Origin of the sequence: Microbacterium immunditiarum, from assembly GCF_013409785.1 — a bacterium.
Classification (GTDB): domain Bacteria; phylum Actinomycetota; class Actinomycetes; order Actinomycetales; family Microbacteriaceae; genus Microbacterium; species Microbacterium immunditiarum.
Window position 1 is genome coordinate 2,104,203 of the sequence record NZ_JACCBV010000001.1, and the last position, 23,088, is coordinate 2,127,290.

At 71.9% G+C, this 23,088-nt stretch carries 14 protein-coding genes and 1 pseudogene; 8 read left to right on the top strand and 7 right to left on the bottom strand.

Annotated features, from left to right (window positions below):
* Window positions 1-26: 26 nt before the first annotated feature.
* Window positions 27-416, bottom strand: coding sequence for an SHOCT domain-containing protein (locus BJ991_RS09725; RefSeq protein WP_179489557.1), 390 nt, complete (start codon window positions 414-416; stop codon window positions 27-29).
* Between the two features lie 154 nt (window positions 417-570).
* Between BJ991_RS09725 and BJ991_RS09730 the strand changes: the two genes are divergently transcribed.
* On the top strand, window positions 571-1,521 hold the full coding sequence (locus BJ991_RS09730; RefSeq protein WP_179489559.1) for a DUF817 domain-containing protein: 951 nt from the start codon (window positions 571-573) through the stop codon (window positions 1,519-1,521).
* Here BJ991_RS09730 and BJ991_RS09735 read toward each other — a convergent pair.
* Together BJ991_RS09735 and BJ991_RS09740 are read right to left on the bottom strand one after the other, a co-directional pair.
* A complete protein-coding gene (locus tag BJ991_RS09735) occupies window positions 1,513-2,391 on the bottom strand; it encodes an endonuclease domain-containing protein (protein ID WP_343048703.1) in 879 nt (292 codons plus the stop codon). The genes BJ991_RS09730 and BJ991_RS09735 overlap by 9 nt on opposite strands.
* Before the next feature lie 265 nt (window positions 2,392-2,656).
* Window positions 2,657-4,168 (bottom strand): DEAD/DEAH box helicase, encoded by a 1,512-nt coding sequence (locus BJ991_RS09740; protein ID WP_179489561.1) that lies wholly within the window; start codon window positions 4,166-4,168, stop codon window positions 2,657-2,659.
* A 197-nt stretch (window positions 4,169-4,365) separates the two neighbouring features.
* Here BJ991_RS09740 and BJ991_RS09745 point away from each other — a divergent pair, with 197 nt between their 5' ends.
* Window positions 4,366-5,079: a ferritin-like fold-containing protein gene (locus BJ991_RS09745; RefSeq protein ID WP_179489563.1), complete on the top strand. Its 714-nt coding sequence runs from the start codon at window positions 4,366-4,368 to the stop codon at window positions 5,077-5,079.
* Between the two features lie 21 nt (window positions 5,080-5,100).
* Here BJ991_RS09745 and BJ991_RS09750 read toward each other — a convergent pair whose 3' ends face one another.
* Window positions 5,101-5,391, bottom strand: a complete 291-nt coding sequence (locus BJ991_RS09750; protein ID WP_179489565.1) for a hypothetical protein — start codon at window positions 5,389-5,391, stop codon at window positions 5,101-5,103.
* 1 nt (window position 5,392) lies between these two features.
* A complete protein-coding gene (locus tag BJ991_RS09755; protein ID WP_179489567.1) occupies window positions 5,393-5,617 on the bottom strand; it encodes a DUF3107 family protein in 225 nt (74 codons plus the stop codon).
* A gap of 191 nt (window positions 5,618-5,808) precedes the next feature.
* On the opposite strand from BJ991_RS09755, the gene BJ991_RS09760 reads away from it, so the two are divergent.
* Window positions 5,809-9,075, top strand: a complete 3,267-nt coding sequence (locus BJ991_RS09760) for an ATP-dependent helicase (RefSeq protein WP_179489568.1) — start codon at window positions 5,809-5,811, stop codon at window positions 9,073-9,075.
* A complete protein-coding gene (locus BJ991_RS09765) occupies window positions 9,072-12,593 on the top strand; it encodes an ATP-dependent helicase (RefSeq protein ID WP_425487525.1) in 3,522 nt (1,173 codons plus the stop codon). Before BJ991_RS09760 ends, BJ991_RS09765 begins: the two co-directional genes overlap by 4 nt.
* Window positions 12,594-13,078: 485 nt before the next feature.
* On the opposite strand, the pseudogene BJ991_RS18815 reads toward BJ991_RS09765, so the two are convergent.
* Window positions 13,079-13,822, bottom strand: a pseudogene (locus BJ991_RS18815) (phosphotransferase); the annotation flags it as partial.
* Window positions 13,823-13,901: 79 nt separating this feature from the next.
* Here BJ991_RS18815 and nudC point away from each other — a divergent pair.
* The gene (nudC, locus tag BJ991_RS09775) at window positions 13,902-14,828 is read left to right on the top strand and encodes an NAD(+) diphosphatase (protein WP_179489569.1); all 927 of its coding nucleotides are present in this window, start codon (window positions 13,902-13,904) and stop codon (window positions 14,826-14,828) included.
* Window positions 14,825-16,582, top strand: coding sequence for an ATP-dependent helicase (locus BJ991_RS09780; RefSeq protein WP_179489570.1), 1,758 nt, complete (start codon window positions 14,825-14,827; stop codon window positions 16,580-16,582). Before nudC ends, BJ991_RS09780 begins: the two co-directional genes overlap by 4 nt.
* A gap of 798 nt (window positions 16,583-17,380) precedes the next feature.
* Here BJ991_RS09780 and BJ991_RS09785 read toward each other — a convergent pair.
* On the bottom strand, window positions 17,381-18,805 hold the full coding sequence (locus tag BJ991_RS09785; RefSeq protein WP_179489571.1) for a zinc-dependent metalloprotease: 1,425 nt from the start codon (window positions 18,803-18,805) through the stop codon (window positions 17,381-17,383).
* Between the two features lie 124 nt (window positions 18,806-18,929).
* On the opposite strand from BJ991_RS09785, the gene BJ991_RS09790 reads away from it, so the two are divergent.
* Both BJ991_RS09790 and BJ991_RS09795 read left to right on the top strand, forming a co-directional pair.
* The gene (locus tag BJ991_RS09790) at window positions 18,930-20,057 is read left to right on the top strand and encodes a PDZ domain-containing protein (protein WP_179489572.1); all 1,128 of its coding nucleotides are present in this window, start codon (window positions 18,930-18,932) and stop codon (window positions 20,055-20,057) included.
* A gap of 91 nt (window positions 20,058-20,148) precedes the next feature.
* Entirely contained in the window at window positions 20,149-23,067 is a 2,919-nt protein-coding gene (locus tag BJ991_RS09795) for a UPF0182 family protein (protein ID WP_179489573.1), read from the top strand.
* Window positions 23,068-23,088: the final 21 nt, after the last annotated feature.

Consider the following 23,088-nt stretch of genomic DNA (forward strand, 5'->3'; position numbering starts at 1 on the left):
GCACGGGCTCGTCGCCCGTGTCGGTCTCAGTGCGCGAGGGCCCTGGCCTTCAGCTGCTCGTACTCCTCCGGCGTGATCGTGCCGGCGTCGAGCAGGCTCTTCGCCTTCGCGATCTCCTCGGCCGGACTGGCTCCCGCGACCTGCTTGATGTAGGAGTCCGTGGCGGCCTGAGCGGCCCGCGCCTCGCGCTGGCTCCGCTCCGCCATGCCCTGGCCACGCGCGATCAGGTAGACGAGCGCGGTGAGGAACGGCACGAAGATCAGGAAGATGATCCACACCGCCTTCCACCAGCCGTTCAGCTTGTGGTCCCGGAAGAGGTCTCCGATGATCGCGAACAGTGCCATGAGGTAGGCGATGAAGACGAACGCCCACAGGAACCACCAGATGAGGCTCCAGAAGTTGGACCAGAAGTCCATGGATTCTCCTTGGATAGAAGGACGCTGCGAGCAGCGCGACGGCGGCGAGGATCCGTCGTCTGATGCCGATTATGGCGGGGGAGCGCGCTGGACGGAATGCCCTCCGCGCGGGCGTCGGAGGGCGTGTCCCGGGCGGCCGGGCTAGCGTGGACGGATGCGGCAGTCCACCGCGCTCGAACGGCGCATCGATTCTGTCGCGCATCGACTGCTGCGGAACGCTCCGGATCGCGGCATCCGTGCGACCCTCGTCGAGCTCGCGGTCTTCGTGCTCAAGCAGGCGTGGGCGTGCGTCTTCGGCGCCGCGCTGCTGGCGGTCATCGTCGCGGTGCGGCTCTGGTATCCGGACGACGCGCTGCTCGCGCGCAACGACTTCCTCACGATCGCGGCGGTCGCGATCCAGGTCGTCATGGTCGCAGCGCGCCTCGAGACGGGACGCGAGTTGTGGGTCATCGTGCTCTTCCACGTGACCGGCACGGTCATGGAGATCTTCAAGATCGACGTCGGGTCGTGGGCGTACGCGGAGGACGGCGTGCTGCGGATCGCCGGCGTGCCCCTGTTCAGCGGGTTCATGTACGCCGCGGTCGGCTCGTACATGGTGCGCGTGTACCGGCTCTTCGACCTCGGCTTCACGCGGTACCCGCGGCGGTGGCTCACGGCGATCGTCGCCGCGGCGATCTACGTGAACTTCTTCACCCACCACTTCTGGTGGGACCTGCGGTGGGTGCTGCTCGCGCTCGTCGTGCTGCTGTGGCTGCCGACGGTGATGTACGCGCGCGTGTGGCGGCGCGTGCTCCGGATCCCGCTGCTCGCCGCGTTCGCCGGCGTCGCGGCGTTCATCTACCTCGCCGAGAACATCGGCACGTGGGCGGGCGCATGGCTGTACCCGAACCAGGTCGAGGGGTGGCATCCGGTGTCCGCCACGAAGCTCGTGTCGTGGTTCCTGCTCATGATCATCTCGGTGGTGCTCGTGGCGTGGGTGTACCCGCCGCGCGAGCCCGCGGCCGCAGTGGTGGCGCGGGCGGGGGCCGTGCCGCGAGAACAGGCCGCCGTACCGAGAACAGGGCCCATTCTGACAAACCGACCTGATCCGGATGCATCAACCTGATCTCGCTGCACGTCGCGTCGCGCTCGCGGCGAGGTGGAGGCCCTGCGCCACCGCGGTCGTCACCACCGACTCCACATAGGCCCAGTCGAAGAGCACCTGCTGGTAGTCGAACCGCAGGACGGTGTAGCCCATGAGCCGGAGGCGGGCATCATGCCGGATGTCGCGGCGACGCTGCCTCTGCTCGAGGTGGTGGGCCCCGTCGACCTGCACGACGAGCAGCTCGCCGATGAGGAGGTCGACGGGCTGGTCGGCGATCCAGACCTGCTGCTGCACGGCGAGACCCAGCGCACGGAACCGCTCGACGGCATGCGTCTCCAGACCTGAGTCCGACAGCACCGAGACCGCGTGGGCGAGTTCGCGCGCGCGTGGCGTGCTCCAAGCCACCGACTTCAGCACGCGGGGGCTCGTCTGCGCCGAACGCGCGGCGGAGTTCCACACGGCGAGCGCGTCCATGCGATCCAGGCAGCCGGCCACGTGAGCCAGGACGTTCACGGAGTGCTCCCGCACGGCGTAGCGAGCCGTCGGAGCGGGTCCGCGCGACCAGTGCAGGTGAACTCCATCGCGCTCGATCCGGCTCGCCGTCGGCGCGACCGCGACGTGGGTCGCATCACTCATGTTCGGTGGCACCCACCACCCGAGATCCGCCGCCGCGGTGACACAGGTCAGCCGGCCGGCGACGGCCAGTGCCGCGCAGGTCGCTGCATCCGTGTTCGGCAGAACAATCCACGAACGACGGATGCGGCGAATGCGACCCTTCGCCTCAATCGCCGCGATCACGCGCGAGTCGAACCCCGCGACACGCGCTTCGCTTGTATGCGTCACTCCGCCACGGGCGGTCAGCCATCGCACGAAGAGGTCTTGCTTGCTCACCCCGCCGAGCGTGGTCGCCGAACCGGACGGCGCCGCGCATTCAGGCGGCTCCTGTGGTCAGCGCGGCGAACTGCGGCTCTTGGGGAGGAACGTCGTCTCAGTCACGAGAGCAGGCCGATGCACCCAGATCAGGGCGGAAACGGATGCGTCGCCCTGATGCCGGTCCATCGTCCTCTTCTCGGCGCGCTGGCGGGCGGGCCTGTGGTGCGCGGGCGGGCGGCGCCGGCGCGCGGCGCCGCCGCCTCCTGAGCGCGGAGGCGCCGCCTCAGGAGGCGGCGGGCGTGCTCGAGCGCGGGCCGCGGCGGCGGCGGCGGCGGCGCGCGGGTGCGGGCTTGCCGTCGTGGTGCTCCTTGCCTCCGCCGTCGTGCGTTCCGCCGCCCTCGGTGCGCTCGGCGCGATGCGCGGACTCGTGGTCCCCGTCGCGCGAGGGCGCGGCATCCGTCGACCCCTCTGCGAACGTCGCTCCGACGCGCTCACTCGACGAGCGACGCCGGCGGCGGCGACGGGTCGTGCCGGCGTCTTCGCCCTCGGCGGCGGCCTCGGCCGCGCGTTCGGGGCGGCGCTGCGTCTTGACGGCCTGCGTCTTGGGCGCGGTCGCGATGCGGCCCCTCGTGCCCGCGGGGATGTCGAGGTCGGCGAACAGGTGCGGGCTCGACGAGTACGTCTCGACGGGCTCGGGCTGGCCGAACTCGAGGGCTCGGTTGATGAGGGCCCACTTGTGCAGGTCCTCCCAGTCGACGAACGTCACCGCGATGCCGGTCTTGCCGGCGCGGCCCGTGCGGCCGGCGCGGTGCAGGTAGGTCTTCTCGTCGTCGGGGATCGTGTGGTTGATCACGTGGGTGACGTCGTCGACGTCGATGCCGCGGGCGGCGACATCCGTCGCGATCAGCACGTCCTTCTTGCCGGCCTTGAACGCGGCCATCGAGCGCTCGCGCGCCTCCTGGCTCATGTCGCCGTGCACGGCGCCCGCGTTGAAGCCGCGGTCGCTCAGCTCGTCGACGAGCTTCTGCGCGGCGCGCTTCGTACGCGTGAAGATGACGGTCTTGCCGCGGCCCTCGGCCTGGAGGATGCGGGCGATGACCTCGTCCTTGTCGAGGGCGTGCGCGCGGTACACGAGGTGGCGGATGTTCGCCTGCGTGAGCCCCTCGTCGGGGTCGTTCGCGCGGATGTGGATCGGGTTCGACATGAACCGGCGCGCGAGCGCGACGATCGGGCCGGGCATCGTCGCCGAGAAGAGCTGTGTGTGGCGGACGGCCGGGAGCTTCTGGAAGATCTTCTCGATGTCGGGGAGGAACCCGAGGTCGAGCATCTTGTCGGCCTCGTCGAGCACGACCTCGGCCGCGTTGGAGAGGTCGAGCAGGCGCTGGTTGTTGAGGTCGATCAGTCGGCCGGGCGTGCCGACGACGATCTGCGCGCCCGCCTTGAGCTGGTCGATCTGGCCCTCGTACGCCTTGCCGCCGTAGATGGCGACCACGCTCGTCGAGCGGTTCGACGTGAGCATGTCCATGTCTTCGTAGACCTGCACCGCGAGCTCGCGCGTCGGCACGACGATGAGCGCCTTGACGCCCGGCGCGGGGTCGAGGCCGAGACGCTGGACCACCGGGATGCCGAAGCCGAAGGTCTTGCCGGTTCCGGTCTTGGCCTGGCCGATGATGTCCTGTCCGGGGAGGCCGAGGGGGATGGTCTGCTCTTGGATGGGGAACGCGTCCACGATGCCGCGAGCGGCGAGTGCGTCGACGATGTCCTGATCGACGCCGAGTTCGACGAAAGTCGTCACGATGACTGTTGCCTGTCCGGCAGTCAGAAGCTGCCTGAGTCCGTGCCCTGGCGCTACAGGTCTCCCCGGCGCGGGCGGAGGTGCGGTCCACGCCCATTCTCTGCCACAGGCGCGGGAGCCCCGATCCAACGCCGGGGACCGATCCAGGATACCGGACCGTCCCGTGAGTAAGCCCACCGCCGGTTAGGGTGGAGGCTGTGGTGAGGTGGTTCTGGCAGCGCCGCGAGCCCGGTCGACGGCTGCAGCTGCGCGCACGAGGCGACCTCGGCGACGCCAATCGCGTGGCGTTCGAGCAGCTCGCGCCCGACATCGACACGTTCCTCGGCCAGGCCGCGTATCTGCAGCTCGGCTACTTCGAGACGCTGAGCGAGCTCATCGCGCCGACGCCCGAGCTCGCCGAGAAGGAGGCCCTGTCGCGCGCGGCGGGCGCCGCCCTCACGAAGCACGAGGAGCTCGTCGCCCTCATCCGCGAGCGGGGCGACGACCCGACCGAGCTCATGCTGCCGTTCCGCGAGCCGCTCGATGCGTTCCGCGCCGCGACGCACGGCGTGCGGCCACAGGAGACGATGCTCGCGGTGCACATCACGGCGGGCATGCTCGATGACTTCTACCTCGCGCTCTCGGCGAGCTACGGCGAGACGGGGAGGCGCGTCGCGCGCATCCTCCGGGCCGACGACGACCGCGACGCGCTCGTCGACCTGCTCGGCGCGGCCATCGAGAGCGACCCTGAGTGGCGGTCGCTGCTCGCGATGTGGGGTCGCCGGCTGGTCGGCGACACCCTCCTCATCGCGCGCGCCGCCCTGCGCCCCGGATCGCTCGATCCGGCGGGAGAGCAGAGGGTCGAGCCGGTTTTCACCGAGCTCATGGCCGCGCACTCGCGCCGCATGGACGCGATGGGGCTCGCCGCGTAAGCGGGGTCCGAGGCGAAGCCGTCAGGCGATGCGCAGCCGCTCGCGCTCGCGCTCGTCGTGGGCGTCGCGCATGCGTGCGAGCACGACAAGCGTCGGCCACACCGTGACGGCGGGGGCGACGAATGCCGCGAGCCAGATCCACAGGCTGTCGACGCCCTGACCGGCCCACGTGAGGATCATCCACGCGAGGCCTGCCACGAGCGCGCCGAGGACCGGGGCGAGTGCGACCCCGCGGGTCGAGCGGCCGGGGACCGCGAAGTGCAGCGCGACGCCGATGCACGCGCCGACGATGAGGCCGAGGAGGATCTGCATGTCAGGCGACGAATCCGACGCGGCGGGACTCCTCGGTGCCGATCTCGACGTAGGCGAGGCCCGTGGTCGGCACGATGAAGGCGTTGCCCTTGTTGTCGGTGAAGGTGACGTGGGTCGCACCCGAGTCGAGCGCGCTCGCGACGGACTTCTTGACGTCGGCGGCGGCTTCGTCTGTCTCGAAGCTGAGCTCGCGGCCGGTGTTCGTGATGCCGATGCGGATCTCCACGTGACTGCCTTTCCTTCCGCGCCGCGGGTCGGGCGCATGGCAACTCTATGACAGAAGCGGATGCCCCGGCCCGCCCGCGCACGCCTCCGCGAACGCTCTCGGCGAACGCTCGCGCGGAGACCCCCGGCGGGTGGAGCGGGCGACGTCGCCGGGATCCGGCGATGTCGCCGCCGACGACTACTGTGCTTCACATGAACCCCGGCCATCGCGCGTCCCCGACCCTCGACGAGGGGCAGCGCGCGGTCGTCGGGCTCGGGGTCGAGGCATCCGGTGTCGTCATCGGCGGCCCGGGCACGGGCAAGACCGAGGCGCTCGTCGCCCGCGCGGCGCGGCTGCTTCGCGAGGGGGCGGTCGCTCCCGAAGAGCTGCTCGTGCTCACTCCGACACGGCAGACCGCGACAGCGCTGCGCGACCGGGTGGCCGCCGGGCTCGACGTCGCGACGCCAGGACCCCTCGCGCGGTCGATCGCCTCGTTCGCGTTCCAGCTCGTGCGCGCCGCGGCAGTGGCGGGCGGTGCCGCACCGCCGCAGCTGCTGACGGCGGGCGATCAGGACCGCGTCATCGCCGAGCTGCTCGTCGGCGACGAGGAGGACGCCGCCGCCGGACGCGACCGCTGGCCCGAGAGCCTCGGCACGGGAGTGCGGCGCTCGCGTCCGTTCCGCTCCGAGCTGCGGGCGCTGTTCGCGCAGTGCTCCGACCTCGGGCTGCGGTCCGCAGAGCTTCGCGCGCTCGGCGAGGCGTCGGGGCGCGAGACGTGGGTCGCGGGCGCGGGGTTCCTCGGGGACTACCGCTACGCGCTGTCGCGCATGCGCAGCGCGCATCGCGATCCCGCCGAGCTCGTGCATGAGGCCGCCGCTCTGCTCGCCGAGGCGGGTCCGGACCGGATCGGCCCCGCGGCAGGCCTCCGCGTGCTGCTCGTCGACGACGCGCAGGAGCTCACGAGGGGCGGCATCGCGCTCCTGGAGGCGGCGCGCCGTCGCGGTATCGCCGTGGTCGCGTTCGGCGACCCCGACATCGGATCGGGGTCCTTCCGCGGCGCGGGTCCCGAGCTGTTCGAACAGCTCGTCGCAGTCCTCGAGACCGTTCATGTCCTCGACGGCCCGCACCGGGGATCGCGTGCACTGACCCACCTCACGCGCACGATCACCGCGTCGATCGGGGCGAGCGGTCGCGTCGAGCATCGGCGCGCACCGGGCGAGCCGGCCGCGGACGAGCGCATCGAGGCGGTGCACGCGTCATCGCCGTTCGAGGAGGTCGACCGCATCGCGCGAACCCTGCGGACGTGGCACGTCATGGACGGCATCCCGTGGGAGGAGCTGGCCGTCATCGCGCACGACACGCGGCAGCTCGCACACCTCGAGGCCGAGCTCGCGGCGCGAGAGGTGCCCGTGCGGGCCGGAAGCGCGCCGCGGCCGCTCGGACGAGAGCCGGTGGTGCGCGACATCGCGTCGCTCGTGCGGCTCGGGCTCGAAGAGCCGTCGCTGCGCGACCCCGAGCAGCTCGCCGACGCGCTCCTGACGCCCTTCGGCGGTCTCGACGCGGTGGGCCTGCGCCGCGTGCGCGCGCGGCTGCGCACGATCGAGCTCGCCGCCGGCGGTTCTCGATCGGCGAAGGAGCTGCTCGCCGAGGCGATGGCCGAGCCCGTCGTGCTCGCCCTCATCGACGCGCCCGACGCCCACCGTGCCGAGCGGCTCGCCACGACCCTGCGGCTCGTGCACGAGGCAGGCGAGCGCGGTGCGACCGTGCACGAGCTCCTCTGGCTCGTGTGGGAGCGCTCGGGCCTCGAGCGCGAGTGGGCGCGGCGTGCGTCCGGCACGGGTCCGCTCGCCGCCGAGGCGGGGCGCGGGTTGGATGCGCTCGTCGCGCTCTTCGGCGCCGCGAAGCGCTACGTCGAGCGGTCGGGCGCCGATGCATCCGTCGATTCCGGTCCTGGCCCCTTCCTGCGCGACGTCCTCGAAAGCGAGGTGCCCGAAGACCTGCTCACGGTGCCGGAGCGACCCGGTGCCGTCTCGCTCCTCACACCCGCCGCCGCGCTGGGCACCGAGTTCGAAGCGGTCGTGATCGCGGGCCTGCAGGAGGGCGTGTGGCCCAACACGCGTCTGCGCGGCGGGCTCCTCGACGTGTGGCGTCTCGCCGACGACATCGACGCGTGGCGCGCCAGGCGCCCGTCCGTCGAGCCGGCCGTGCTCGATCGCCGCCGCGGCGTGCTGCACGAAGAGCTGCGACTCTTCGCGCGAGCGGTCTCCCGTGCCCGCACGCGTCTCGTCGTGACCGCCGTCGACGACGACGATCTGGGTCCGAGCCCGCTCTTCTCGTTCCTGCCCCCGCCGTCCGACGACGGGGGCGCGCGCGACGAGCATCCGCTCACCCTCCGCGGTCTGGTCGCCCTGCACCGGCGCACGCTCACGACGTCGCGCGACGCAGCCGCGCGAGTGGCGGCGGCCGACCAGCTCGTGCTGCTCGCCGAGGCGGGAGTCCCGGGCGCGCGGCCCGACGAGTGGTACGGCGTCGCGCCGCCGACCTCCACCGCGCCGGTCCACGACCTGCAGCGCGCGCCTGTGCGCGTGTCACCGTCGCGTCTCGAGGGTTTCGAGAAGTGCGGGCTCGACTGGGTCATCCGCACGCTCGGCGGCGACACGCGGTCGTTCTCCGCGGGGCTCGGCACGATCCTGCACGCGGCCATGGAGCGCGGCGGCGGCCTCGACGAGCTGCGCGCCGTCGTCGACGAGCGGTGGGGCGAGCTCGACTTCGAGGCGCCGTGGCTCGAACGCCAGGAGCGCACGTGGGCCGACACGCTCGTGCGACGCCTCGACGCGTACCTGCGTCGCTTCGAGAGCGAGGGCGGCGAGCCGATCGGCGCCGAGACGCGGTTCCGCCTCGAGATAGACGCGCCGGAAGACCCGGATGCCGCGCCCCGCGTGCGCCCGTACATCGAGCGCGACCCGGCGACGGAGTCCCTGCTCGACGCCTCGGCCGAGACCGCCGAGCTCCCGGTCGCCACCGCCGTGCTCAGCGGCTCGATCGACCGCGTGGAGCTGTACCCGCCCGACCGGGGCGAGGCCGTGCCGCTCGGATCCGCCGCGCGCAGGGTGGTCGTCGTCGACCTCAAGACGGGTCGCTCGGAAGACCGTGTGAGCGATGCGAAGGTCGTCGAGGACGCGCAGCTCGCCGCGTATCAGCTCGCGATCGACTCGGGGCTCGTGGAATTCCCGCCCGACGCCGAGAACGCCGGCGCGCGCCTGCTCGTGCTCTCGCGCAAGCTGAAGGACACGCACTACCGCATCGCGCACCAGAAGGCCCTGACGCCCGAGACGCGCGGCCAGTTCCTGCGGCGCGTCATCGCCGACGCGCAGGGCATGGCGGCCGCATCGTTCATCGCCAACGTCGACCAGCACTGCACGACCGATCGCTTCGGAGTCTGCCGGCTGCACACCGTGAAGGCGGTGAGCTCGGCGTGACGTCCATCGCGACCGAGGCCGCCGCCGTGCGCTGGGACGGCCCGCTCGAGCTCTCCGCGCCGGTTGTGGCGGCCGCGCTCGGGCTTCCCGAGCCGACGCCCGACCAGCGTCGCGTCATCGAGGCGCCGCCCGCCCCGGCTCTTGTGATCGCGGGCGCCGGCAGCGGCAAGACCGAGACGATGGCAGGGCGCGTCGTGTGGCTCGTCGCGAACGGCCATGTCCGCCGCGACGAGGTGCTCGGCCTCACATTCACGCGCAAGGCGGCGGGCGAGCTTGCCGAGCGCATCGAGGCGCGTCTCGCCCGCATCGACGAGTACGGCCGGCGTGGCCTCATCCCGCATCTGCCGCGGCTCGCGGCATCCGGCGAGCTCGCCGCGATGTGGGAGCGCATCACGATCCTGCCGGAGCGGCACCGCCGCACGGCGCTCGCGGCGGCGCTCGACCGGCTGTGCGTGCAGCTGGGGACGGGGTGGGATCCGGATGCCGGGACCGCGCGTCCTGCCGAAGACATGCTCCTGCGCCCGCGCGTATCGACCTACAACGCGTTCGCCGACGCGATCGTGCGCGAGCACAGCGCGCGGATCGGACGCGACGCCGACGCCGCGCTCCTCAGCCAGTCCGGCGCATGGCTCATGGCCCGTCGAGTGGTCGTCGCGTCGGCCGACGAGCGTCTGTCCGAGCGGGAGGACCGCTTCGGCACCGTCGTCGACGCCGTCCAGCGCCTCGCGGGCGAGGTGCTCGACAACCGCGCCGACCTCGATCGGGTCTCCGAGTTCGCGCGGCGGGTCGAGGCATCCGTCGCTCCCCATATCAAGCCCGACCTCGCGTCGCCCGGTGACATCGAGAAGCTGCACAACGCGATGGGCGGTCTCCCCGTGCTGGCGGGGCTTGTGCGCGACTACGCCGCCGCGAAGGTGGCGCAGGGGTCGCTCGACTTCGCCGATCAGGTCGCGGGTGCGCTCGACATCGTGACGCGCGCGCCCGAGGTCGCGCACGAGCTGCGCGAGCAGTTCCGCGTCGTGCTGCTGGACGAGTATCAGGACACGTCGGTCATCCAGACCGAGCTGCTGTCGGCGATCTTCCGCGACACCCCCGTGATGGCGGTCGGCGACCCGCACCAGTCGATCTACGGATGGCGCGGCGCGAGCGCCGACAACCTCGGGGCTTTCGCGCGAGCGTTCGCCTGCGAGACGCGGTGCGCGACGTTCCAGCTCATGGTGAGTTGGCGAAACGACCGGCGCATCCTCGACGCGGCGAACGCGCTCATCGCGCACGCGGCGCCGATCGGCATCCCGGTCGCGGAGCTGAGCGCACGACCGGGGGCGGGACCCGGGGTGGTCGAGCACCGGTTCACGTCGACGATCGAGCAGGAGGCCGACGAGGTCGCGTCGTGGTTCACGCTCGTCCGGGACGAGCACGAGCGCGACAACCCCACGGGGCGTCCGCACGCGGGGGCGATCCTCTTCCGCGCGAAGCGCCACATGTCGACGTTCGCGGACGCGCTCGCGAGGCGGGGAATCCCGCACCGCATTCTCGGCCTCGGCGGTCTGCTCTCGACGCCGGAGGTGGTCGATGTCGTCGCGACGCTGCGCGTCCTGAGCGACCCGACTCAGGGCTCGTCTCTCATCCGCCTGCTCGTGGGCCCGCGATTCGGCGTGGGGGTGGCCGACATGGCGGCGCTCCACGACCTCGCGGTCACGCTGTCGCAGCGTGACGAGACGCTCACGCGCCATGACGACGAGCTCCTCGCGCGCCTTCGCGGCTCGGTCGGCGCCGACGAGCAGGCGTCGATCGTCGATGCCGTCGACTTCGTGCGGTCGGTCTCACCCGAGCACGGACTGCTCTCGCGGTTCACGGCGGAGGGCGTCAGCCGCATCCGCGACGCCGGCGCGATGTTCCAGCGGCTGCGTTCGGCCGTGGGCCAGCCGATCCCGGAGCTCATCCGCGCGATCGAGCTCGAGCTCGGGCTCGACGTCGAGCTCGCCGCGAACGAGACGCGCGGTCCCGCGCGCCTCGCATCCGCTCAGCTGCGGTCGTTCGTCGACGAGGTGCGGTCGTTCCTCGCCGCGGACGAGCGGGGCTCGATCTCGAGCCTGCTCGCGTGGCTCGACCACGCTGAGGAGACGGACGAGCTCATGCCGCGTCCCGAGCCGCCCGAGCCGGGTGTCGTGCAGCTGTTGACGATCCACGGCTCGAAGGGCCTCGAGTGGGACGCCGTCGCCGTCGTGCGGCTCGTCAAGGACGAGCTGCCGAAGCGGCCGCAGTCGACGCTCGGCTGGCTCGGCTTCGGCGTGCTGCCGTATCCGTTCCGCGGCGACCGCGGCGCGCTGCCGGTGTTCGACTGGGATCCGGATGCTCCGGGTGACCGCAAAGCGCTGCAGGGGGCCGTCACCGGCTTCAAGACGGGCGTCAAGGCGCACCTCGAGCACGAGGAGCGCCGCCTCGCGTACGTCGCCGTGACGCGTGCCCGCACGCGACTGCTTCTCACGGGCTCGCAGTGGGGCGGGCAGAAGGACTCGCGCCAGCCGAGCACGTATCTGGAAGAGATCGTCAGCGCGCTCGGACTCGATCCGATCGAGCTCGGCGACCCTACGGAGAACCCTTATGCGAACCGCGCCGGCGCGACGCTCGAGTGGCCCCTCGACCCGCTCGGGGAGCGTCGCACGGTCGTGCTCGACGCCGCCGCGCTCGTGCGCGACCGCGAGGCCGGCGCGACCCGGGCCGTTCCCGAGCCTGAGCTCGAGCGCCTGCTGCGCGAGCGCGCCGCGCGTGAGCGCCGTCCGTGGGCGGATGCGCCCCCGCGCGTCGCGGCATCGCGGTTCAAGGAGTTCGTCGAGGACTACGGCCGGACCGTCGACGCGATCGCCCGCCCGCTTCCCGAGCGCCCGTACCGGCAGACGCGCCTCGGCACGCTGTTCCACGCGTGGGTCGAGCAGCGGTCCGAGCTTGTCGGCCCGGGGCCGTCGATCGACGATGGATTGTGGGAGCTCGATGGCGACGACGCCCCCGAGACCGAGGCATCGCGCGAGGACGCCGCCGAGCTCGAGCGACTCCAGCAGATCTTCGAGCGCTCGGAGTGGGCGGACCTGCGACCGATCGAGGTCGAGACCGAGATCGACATCCTCCTCGCCGGAGCCGATGGACTGGGCCGGGTCGTGTGCAAGCTCGACGCCGTGTACCGCCGCCCTGACCGCGGTGGCCGCATCGAGATCGTCGACTGGAAGACGGGCAAGCCTCCGCGCACGGCGGCCGAGAAGGACGAGCGGATGCTGCAGCTCGCCCTCTACCGCCTCGCGTACCACAAGCGGCACGGCGTGCCGCTGGAGGACATCGACGTCGCTCTGTACTACGTGTCGGACGACCTCGTCATCCGCTCGGACCGCGTCTACTCCGAAGCGGAGCTCGTCCAGCGCTGGAACGCCGCCCGCGAGGCGCGCTCCGCCTCGGCGGCCTCCGCAGCCTCGACGTCGTCGGGGGCACCCGAACGGACCGGCGGCTCGTCCGCGGCATCCGCCTGATCGCGATCGATGAGCGCCGACACGTCGATCGGCGCCGTCGACGTGTCATCGGCCGAAGCCTCGATCTCGTCGAACAGCGTCGCCGGCTGGGACGGCTCGGTGCGAGCGCCATCGTCTGCCGCAGGCGCCCCGTCCTCGGGCTCCGGCGCCATCGCCTCGCGCTCCTCCTCCTGAACCCACGACGCGAGCTCCTCGGGGTCGTACGTGTCGGTCTGCATCGACGTGTCGACCTCGGCCGGCGCCTTCTCGGGCGTGCGTCCGAGCAGCGCGATCGCGTCGTCGACATCGAGCGCGGCATCCGGCACCAGTTCGTCTCCGCGCACGCCGTCGGCGAGCGAGTCGAGCAGGCGCACGGCGTCGAGGACGATGTCTTCGCGTCCCGACTCGTCGCCGTGGAGCAGCCACTTCGCGAACTCGAGCTCCGCGTACAGACGCGAGCGGTGCCGCACGAGCCCGTCGGGGGCGCGGTGGCTGTGCGCGGCGTACGACTCGAACACGTCGTCGGCAGCCTTCGGAGCCGATGCGAGCCACTGCAGGTCGGTCGCGGGGTCGCCGACCGACAGACCGTGCCAATCGAGCAGCCCCGTCACCGCGGGGGCACCGGCGACGTCCTCGAAGAGGAACGACGCCGCACCGACTCCGCCGAGCACGACGGCCGACTCGAAGCGCCACAGCTCGTCGGCCTCGGCCGCGCGGCGCCAGCGGCGGAGGAGATCCTCCGGCGCGCGCCGTGTCGCCTCGGCGCGGTCGATGAGCCGGGTCACCTCCTGGCGAGCCTGGGCGGGCGTGCGGATCGGCAGCCCTTCGGCGCGCACGATGGAGACGGGCAGAGCGTGCAGCGCTGCGAGCGCCTCGCCCACAGACGTCGCGGCTCCGCGGCCCGCGGGCAGGTGCGCCGCGTCGACGCGGTATCCGGGCAGGAAGGAGACGACGATCGCACGCGCCTCGCCGACACCCGTTTCGCCGAGGAACTCGGGTGCGCGGAACGGGAGCAGCTCGCGCACGCCGGGCGTGAGCGCGCGCAGCGCGCGGGCCTCGGCGGCGAGTTCGGCCGCGGCATCCGGCTCGGCAGGAGCGCGCACGACGACACGGCGGCCGTCCTCGAGCTCGGCGACCGCGGAGTCGTAGCGACCGGCGGCGCCCTCGGTCAGCAGACCTGCTCCGACGACGCCTACCCGCGGGAGAGCCGAGGTCACCGACGCGGCTAGAGTGAGGGGTGAGCGTGCCATGTGCCCAGGGTAGGTCGCCCCGTGCCGGTCCGCCCTCGCGCCACGCCCTTGGCCGCCGACCAGCGCAGAGAGGTCCTCGATGACGGCGTCCCCTCGTCCGCAGCAGCCGCCGCTGGCCCGCGCCGCGCTCGATCGAGCCGGTGACGAGCGCGCGAACCCCGGCCTGATCGACGAGAGCAGGGCGGATGCCGCGACCCGCGTCCTCGTGCTGCACGGCGATTCCGCGCCGCTCGACGGCGGCGGCGAGGCCCTCCGCTGGGTGCGGCCAGAGGCCGTGCCGGGGGGCGCCCAGTGGGCGTTCCTCGGGCGTGCCGACGCCGCCGACGGGGGAGGGGCGGTGCTCGCCGCGGTCTTCCCACGTGAGGCGGATGCCCCGCTCGACCCGCCCGGGGGATGGGGCCCCTTGCGCGTGGTCGGCGGTGGACTCTCGGCGTTCGACGCCGGCGCGTTCGTCGAGGCGCTGAGCCTCGGCCGGTGGCTGCTCGACGCGCCGCACTGCCCGGCGTGCGGAGCGCTCACGCTCGTGACGATGTCGGGCTGGGCGCGCTCGTGCCCCTCGTGCGGGCGCGAGCACTTCCCGCGGACGGACCCCGCCGTGATCGTCGCGATCACGAGCGCGACCGACCCCGACAGGCTGCTCCTCGGCTCGAATGCGCTGTGGGGCGCCAACCGGTTCTCGTGCTTCGCGGGCTTCGTCGAGGCGGGCGAGTCGCTCGAAGCGGCCATCGTGCGCGAGCTCCGCGAGGAGGCGGGCGTCGACGTCGTCGACCTGCGCTACCGCGGCTCGCAGGCGTGGCCGTACCCGCGCAGCCTCATGCTCGGGTTCCTCGCGACGGCCGCTGACGACGACAGGGCACGCGCGGACGGTGAGGAGATCGTCGAGGTGCGGTGGTTCGACCGGGACGAGATCGGGAGCGGCCTGCGGGGGGAGAGCGACATCCTGCTCCCGGGTCCCGCGTCGATCGCGCACCGGCTGATCTCGGACTGGCACGCGGGTCTGGCATGAGCGGCGGAGCACTCGCCGGTCTCGACGAGCGCCAGCTCGAAGCCGTTACGACCCTTCGGGGGCCCGTCGTCGTGCTCGCCGGCGCCGGCACCGGCAAGACCCGGGTCATCACGCACCGCATCGCGCACGGGGTCGACACGGGCGCGTACTCGCCGGGACGCGTCATGGCGGTCACGTTCACCGCGAAGGCGGCGGGCGAGATGCGGGGGCGTCTGCACGCCCTCGGCGTCGAGGGCGTCTCCGCTCGGACGTTCCACGCGGCGGCGCTCGCGCAGCTGAACTTCTTCTGGCCGACGCTCGCGGGCGACCGACCGCCGACGATCGTCGACAACAAGGTGCGCTTGCTGGCGCACGCCGCCGACTCGATCGGCATGGACCTCGACGTCGCGACCCTCCGCGACGTCGCCTCGGGCATCGAGTGGCGCAAGGTCACGATGCGCACGATCGACGAGTACGCTGCGGCGCGTGCGGGCGGCGTCGGGCACCTCGACGTCTCGCGCGTCGCCGATCTGCAGCGCGCGTACGAGAAGCTCAAGGACGAGCGTCGCCAGCTCGACTTCGAAGACGTTCTGCTCGCATGCGCGGGCATGCTCGAGGCCGAGCCGACCGTCGTCGGGGCGGTGCGCGAGCAGTACCGGCACTTCACGGTCGACGAGTTCCAGGACGTCTCGCCCGTGCAGCACCGCCTGCTCGAGCTGTGGCTCGGCGACCGCCGCGACGTGTGCGTCGTGGGCGACGCGAGCCAGACGATCTACTCGTTCGCGGGCGCCGACGCGCGCTTCCTCCTCGACTTCGAGCGCCGGCACGAGGGGGCGAGAGTCGTGCGGCTCGAGACCAACTACCGGTCGGATGCCTCGATCCTCGCCGTCGCGAACGAGCTGATGCGCGGCCGCCCCGGCGCCCTCCACCTCGAGGCTGCGGGCGACGTCGAACCCGGCCCGACGCCGACCGTCACCGGGTACCAGGACGACGGGGGCGAGGCCCGCGGCACGGCGGCGGCGATCTCGGCCCGCATCGCCGCGGGCGTGGATCCGCGCCGGATCGCGGTGCTGTACCGGTCTCACGCGCAGTCGGTCGAGATCGCGCGCGCGCTCGCCGATGCCGGCATCGCGGCGACCGTGCTGGGCGGCAAGCGCTACTTCGACCTCCCGGAGGTGCGCCAGGCGATCATGGCGCTGCGCGGGGCATCCGTCGCCCCGACTGAATCGGGCCTCGTCGACGTCGTGCGCGATGTGCTGCGTTCGTTGGGACTCACCGACGAGCCGCCCGAGGCGGGCGGAGCCCTGCGCGACGCATGGGAGGCGCGCGCGGCGCTGCTGCGCCTGGCCGAGGAGGCGCCCGCCGGCACGAGCCTGCGCGCGTTCACCGACGACCTCCTCGCGCGGGCGAAGGCGCACCATGAGCCGGGGCTCCGCACGGTGACGCTGTCGACGCTCCACGCGGCGAAGGGGCTCGAGTGGGACCACGTGCACCTCATCGGCTTCGCCGAGGGCCTGCTGCCCATCGGGTACGCGACGACGTTCGAGCAGGTCGACGAGGAGCGCCGGCTCGCGTACGTCGGGATCACGCGGGCCGCGCGAACGCTCGAGCTGTCGTGGTCTCGCGGCGCGCGGGATCGGCGTCCGTCGCGGTTCCTGCAGGAGATCGGCAGCCGCAGTCTGCGTGAGGCACGTGCGACCGCATCGACCGCAGGGGCGAGCCGGCGGGGAGGATCACCGACGAGGACTCCGACCCGAGGCTCCGCTGCGCGCTGACCCCGAGCACCTGGTCGAGCAGTCGCGCGGCGGTGAGCCCCGCCTCCCAGGCCTCGGCCGGATCGACGGGGACGCTGCGCCGCCCGACGAGCTGTGCCGCGAGCTGTGGCCACGCCGGATCGGCGTCACGCCGATGCGCGGCCTCGCACGCGAGGCACGATGTGACTCCGGGCACGACGACCGGTCCGATCTCGGTGCGCGATCCCGAGAACACGATCGGCACGTGCACGGCGTCGGATCGCATGAGCGCGGCGGCATCGCGCGGATGGACGACGTGGTGCGCGAGCAGCACGAACACGGCGTCGGCGTCGGATGCGGCATCCGCCGGCCGCCATGCCCGCTCGACCGCGAAGCGCCCGCTCGACGACATCGCCTGCACGGCGGCCTCGACCGTCTCGGGAGCGACGCCGACGGCGGCGACGACGACGAGCCTGCGCGGCGGGGGAGGCTCGTCGGCGAGCGCCGGGCTCACGAGGGCGAGGAACGCGGCCGTCGCGTCCGGCGTCGCGCCGAGAGCGGAGGCGAGTCCTTCGAGCACCGCCTGCGGCACTCCGCGCTCCAGCTCGGCGATCAGCCGCTCCTGCCACGGCAGCGGGTGCTCGAGGATCACGACGGCGTCGACGCCGAACTGGACGGTCGTCGCATCGCGCCACAGGGGAGGGTTCGCGGGGTGCAGGCGGAGCATTCCCCGATGATGGCCCGGCGCGGCATCCGTCGACTTGCTGTCCACATGCGCCGGCCGGGCACCGCCCACCGGTACGGCTGGGGAGGAACGGATGCCGCCCACTCCGAGCCTGCTCAGATCGGGCGGCCGCCCGGGTGCGGATCCTCCTCCGCAGGACCGTCGCCCTCGTCCTCGTCGGGCGCCTCGCCCTTCTCGCCCGAAGCCTCATCCGTCCGCGAGCCGCTCTCCGCCTCGAGCAGCTGCGCGAGCGCGTCGTCGAACGCGTCCGGTGCCGGCTCCTCGCCGCGGGCTCGCGCCTCGAGCCGCGCGATGAGCGCGGCCGGGTCGTCGATGTCGTCGGCGGTGGGCATGAGGTCGGGGTAGTCCCACAGCGAGTCGCGAGCGGCGACTCCGACGGCATCCGTCACCGCCTGCCACATCGCCGCCGCCTCGCGCATGCGGCGCGGGCGCAGCTCGAGGCCGACGAGTGACCCGAGCGCCTGCTCAGCGGGGCCGCCCACCGCGCGGCGGCGGCGCACCGCTTCGGCGATGCGCGGCGCGGACGGCAGTCGCGACGTCGCCGCGGCGGTCACGACATCGACCCATCCCTCGATCGTGGCGAGGAGGTTCTCGAGCCGGCGCAGCGCCTCGACCTGCGTCTCGGAGCGCGTCGGCAGCAACGCGCCGCTCTCGATCGCGTTGCGCAGCTCTTCGGGCTCGGACGGGTCGAAGCGCGAGGCGAGCTCTTCGAGAGCGCTCGTGTCGACGTGGATCCCTCGGGCGTACTCGGTCACCTGCGAGATGACGTGCAGTCGCAGCCAGCGCGCGTGCCGGAAGAGCCGCGCGTGGGCGAGCTCGCGGGCCGCGAGATAGAGGGCGAGCTGGTCGTCCGGGATCTCGAGGTCGCGCCCGAGGTCCGCGAAGTTCTGGGGGAGGATGACCGCTTCGCCGTCGGGCATGAGCGGGATGCCGACGTCGCCGCCCGCCACGACCTCTTTCGAGAGGCTGCCGACGACGTGCCCGAGCTGCGTCGCGAACAGCGAGCCGCCGACGGTGCGCATGATGCGCCCCGCGCCCTGGACGAGGCCCTGCATGTCTTCGGGCGCCTGGTCGCTGAGGGCGGCGGTCAGGGCGTCGGCGATGCTCGTGGCGACCGGCTCGGCGAGCTCCTGCCACACGGGCAGCGTCGCCTCGACCCAGCCGCCGCGCGTGATCGGCTGCGGCGCCTTCGCGAGCTCGGAGATGGTGGTCGCCTCGCTCAGCCACAGGTCGGCGAGCGCGAACGCCTGGTCGAGGTCCGCGCGCTGGCCTTGCGTGATCGCCAGGCCGTCCTGATTCGCGATGTGCAGAGCCTGGCGGCGCGTGAGGTCCCACGAGATCGACCCGTCGCCGGAGAAGGCGTCCTGGAGCTGCCGCATGACCGCCTGCATCATCGCGGGGTCGATCTCCAGGCCGGACAGGCGCGACAGCTGCTCGGGATCGATCTCGCCCGCGCCGCCGAACAGCTGCCGGATCATCTCGCGGAACTCGTCCTCGGGGCTGCGTTCGTCGTCTGCCACTTCAGCCGCCTTTCAGCAGGGTCATCGAGTTGCGCTCTACGCTAGTCGCAGCCCTTCGTCGCATTGCCCGGCAGCGATCCCTCGCCTTACGCCGGTCGCGAACGACCGAGTGAGAAAGACCCCCGTGGCCCTGTTCGACGAGAACGTGACGATCTCTCCCGCGCCCCGCCGCCGTCGCATGACGCCTTCCGTTGCCGCGGGATCGTGGGCGCTCGCCATCGCGCTGGTCGCGCTGCTGGTGATCACCTTCCTGCCCACCTCGTACGTCATCCAGCAGCCCGGACCCGTGTACAACACGCTCGGCACCGCGCGCTCGGCCGACGGCACCGATGTGCCGCTCATCTCGATCGAGGGCGCCGAGACGTTCCCGACCGCCGGTGCGCTCGATCTGCTCACCGTCCAGGTCGTGGGCAACCGCGAGCGCACGCCATCGTGGTTCGAGCTCGCCATCGCGTGGTTCCAGCCGAGCCGCGCCGTGCTGCCGATCGACGCGATCTTCCCCGAGGGTCAGACCTCGGAGGAGCGCAACGAGCAGAGCGCGGCCCTGATGGTCGACTCGCAGAAGGAAGCCACCGCGGCCGCACTCAGCGAGCTGGGCCTCGACGTCGGGCACACGCTTCTCGTGCACTCGGTCATCGAGGACTCGGCCGCCGAGGGCGCCCTCGAGGCGGGTGACGTGATCCTCGAGGCCGACGGACGAGAGGCGACGGATGCCACGGCCCTCCGCGAGATCATCAACGAGGGCGGCGGCGCGCCGGTCGAGGTGACGATCCTGCGCGACGGCGAGGAGCAGAGGGTCTCGATCACGCCTCGCGAGACCGAGGTCGAGGGCGAGACGACGTGGCTCATCGGCGTCACCCTCACGAACGACTACGACTTCCCGATCGACGTGACGATCCAGCTCAACAACGTCGGCGGCCCGAGCGCGGGCATGATGTTCGCGCTCGGCATCATCGACTCCCTCACACCGGGCGAGCTCAACGGCGGCGAGCGTGTCGCGGGCACCGGCACGATCGACGCCGCCGGCGAGGTCGGGCCGATCGGCGGCATCCGTCAGAAGATGTGGGGAGCGGTCGACGCGGGCGCCGATTGGTTCCTCGCGCCCGAGGCGAACTGCGACGAGGTCGTGGGCCATGTGCCGGACGGCCTGCGCGTGTTCGCGGTCGAGGATCTCGATGGTGCGCTGGATGTGCTCGACGCCGTGCGCGAGGACGGAGACGTCGACGCGCTGCCCACGTGCATGGTCGGTTGACGCCGTCTCTGCTTTAGCGAGCGCTGAACGTTGCCTGCGGGTTCCGCCGTCCCGTCAGCCGCCGCCCGGCCCGCCCGCCTAGGATGAGAAGGTGACCACGACCCCCGCGCCGACCAGGGCCACACCATCCCGATCCCGACGGGTAATCGCCATCACGATCGCGATCATCGCCGCGCTCGTGGTGGGGTTCTTCGTCTTCGGAAACCTCTACGCCGACTGGCTGTGGTACGAGCAGCTCGGTTATCAGGGCGTGCTTCTCACGCAGTGGGTCGCCCGTGTCGTGATGTTCGCGATCGGGTTCCTCGGCATGGCGGTCCCCGTGTGGGGCGCGATCCAGCTCGCCTACCGCCTTCGTCCGGTGTACGCGCGACTGAGCTCGCAGCTCGACCGGTACCAGGAGGTCGTCGAGCCGCTGCGCCGCCTCGCGATGTGGGGGATCCCGATCTTCTTCGGCTTCTTCGCCGGCTTCGCCGCTTCGGCGCAGTGGGAGACCACGTGGCTGTGGTTCAACGGCGTCGCCACGTCGACGACCGACCCGGAGTTCGGCCTCGACACGGGCTTCTACCTCTTCGCGATGCCGTTCTACAGCGCGGTGCTCGGCTTCGTGTCTGCGGTTCTGCTCGTGTGCCTGCTCGTCACCGCGCTCGTCTCCTACCTTTACGGCTCTGTGCGCATCGGCCAGCGCGAACTGCGCATCTCGAAGGCCGCGCGCATCCAGCTCGCCGTTCTCGCGGGCCTCTACCTGCTCGTGCAGGGCGCGAGCCTGTGGCTCGACCGGTACAAGACCCTCGTCGAGCCGGGCGCGCTCGGCCGCATCACCGGCGCCGGCTATACCGAGACGCAGGCGGTGATCCCGGGTCAGACGATCCTCGCGATCGTCGCGGCGTTCGTCGCCGTGCTCTTCTTCGTGACGGCTGTCATCGGCCGCTGGCGGTACCCGCTCATCGCGACAGGTCTGCTCATCGTCTCGGCGATCGTCGTCGGCGTCGGATACCCCTGGGTCGTCAACACGTTCCAGGTGCGCCCGAACCAGCTGAGCCTCGACGGCCAGTACTACGAACGCAACCTCGAGGGCACGAAGGCCGCATACGGCATCGACACGCTCGAGAAGATGCCGTTCGAGGCGGAGACGGATGCCGAGGCCGGCCAGCTCCGCGAAGACGCGGAGACGACCGCCCAGATCCGCATCATGGACCCGGGCGTCGTGAGCCCCGCTGTGCGGCAGCTCGAGCAGTACCGCTCGTACTACCAGTTCCAGGACCCGCTCGACGTCGACCGCTACATGATCGACGGCAACTCGCAGGACACGATCGTCTCGGTGCGCGAGCTCAACATGAACCAGCTCGGCGCGGCCTCGTCGTCGTGGGAGTCCACATCGCTCATCTATACACACGGCTACGGCATCGTCGCGGCCGCGGGCAACGAGCGCACGACCGACGGCGAGCCCGTGTTCCTCGAGCGCGGGATCCCGTCCGCGGGTTTCCTCACCCAGCAGGAGGGCTTCCAGCCACGTGTGTACTTCGGCGAGTTCTCGCCGACGTACTCGATCGTGGGTGCGCCCGAGGGGACGGAGCCCGTCGAGCTCGACTACCCGCGCGGCACCGACGAGGGCTCCAACGAGACCCGGACGACGTTCGAGGGCGACGGCGGACCGAGCGTCGGCAATGTCTTCAACCGGCTGATCTACGCGCTCAAGTTCCAGTCCGAGCAGATCCTGTTCTCGGACGGTGTGAACGAGGAGTCGCAGATCCTCTACGACCGCGACCCGCTCACGCGCGTGCGCAAGGCGGCGCCATACCTCGAGCTCGACAGCGACCCGTACCCGAGCGTCGTGGACGGCCGCATCGTGTGGATCGTCGACGGCTACACGCTGAGCGACAAGTACCCGTACTCGACGCAGGTGAGCCTGCAGCAGGCGATCGCCGACTCGAACAACACCGCGCCGCGCTTCTCGCTCGACGACATCAACTACATCCGCAACTCGGTGAAGGCCACCGTCGACGCCTACGACGGCTCGGTCACGCTCTACGCGTGGGACGAGGAGGACCCGATCCTCCAGGCGTGGCAGACGATCTACCCGTCGACCGTCAAGTCGATCGACGACATGTCGGCCGAGCTCATGAGCCACGTGCGCTACCCGACCGACCTCTTCAAGGTGCAGCGCGCCATGGTCGGCGTGTACCACGTCGACGACGCGCGCTCGTTCTACAACCAGGACAACCGCTGGCAGACGCCGAACGACCCGCAGAACGACCAGCGCCTGCAGCCGCCGTATTACCTGACCATGCAGATGCCCGGTCAGGAGGCGCCGTCGTTCTCGATGTTCACGACCTTCATCCCGTCCTCCGAGGGAGCCGCGCGCAACGTCCTGATGGGCTATCTCGCCGTCGACTCCGATGCGGGCGGTGAAGCGGGCGTGAAATCCGAGGACTACGGCAAGCTGCGCATGCTCGAGATCGCCGCCGACACCCCGGTTCCGGGCCCCGGCCAGGTGCAGAACACGTTCGACTCCGATCCGACGATCGCCGATCAGATCAACGTGCTCCAGCTCGGCTCGTCCGAGGTGCGCAACGGCAACCTGCTGACCCTGCCGGTCGGCGGCGGTCTGCTGTACGTCCAGCCTGTGTTCGTGCAGTCGACGGGCGGCACGCAGCTGCCGCTGCTGCAGAAGGTGCTGGTCTCGTTCGGCGCCGACGTCGCGTTCGAGGACACGCTGCAAGAAGCGCTCGACGCCCTGTTCGGCGGCGAATCGGGTGCCTCGACCGGTGACGCGGACGTGACGCCCACCCCGGGCCCGACGCCGACGCCCGAGCCCACGCCGACGCCCGACCCGGGTGAGACGGCCGAGCCGACTCCGCCGGCGGACGAGTACGAGGCCGCCCTGCAGGAGGCCCGCCAGGCACTGCTCGACCGCGAGGCGGCGCTGCAGAAGGGCGACTGGGCGGCATTCGGCGAGGCCGATGAGCGGCTCACCGCAGCCGTCGAGAAGCTCCTCGAACTGGGCGGCTGACCTCGTCCACCTCGGCGTGAC

Coding starts and splice junctions, on each gene's coding strand:
- BJ991_RS09725 (WP_179489557.1), bottom strand. CDS start 416: ATGGACTTCTGGTCCAACTTCTGGAGCCTCATCTGGTGGTTCCTGTGG.
- BJ991_RS09760 (WP_179489568.1), top strand. CDS start 5,809: ATGAACCCCGGCCATCGCGCGTCCCCGACCCTCGACGAGGGGCAGCGC.
- BJ991_RS09730 (WP_179489559.1), top strand. CDS start 571: ATGCGGCAGTCCACCGCGCTCGAACGGCGCATCGATTCTGTCGCGCAT.
- BJ991_RS09780 (WP_179489570.1), top strand. CDS start 14,825: ATGAGCGGCGGAGCACTCGCCGGTCTCGACGAGCGCCAGCTCGAAGCC.
- BJ991_RS09750 (WP_179489565.1), bottom strand. CDS start 5,391: ATGCAGATCCTCCTCGGCCTCATCGTCGGCGCGTGCATCGGCGTCGCG.
- nudC (WP_179489569.1), top strand. CDS start 13,902: ATGACGGCGTCCCCTCGTCCGCAGCAGCCGCCGCTGGCCCGCGCCGCG.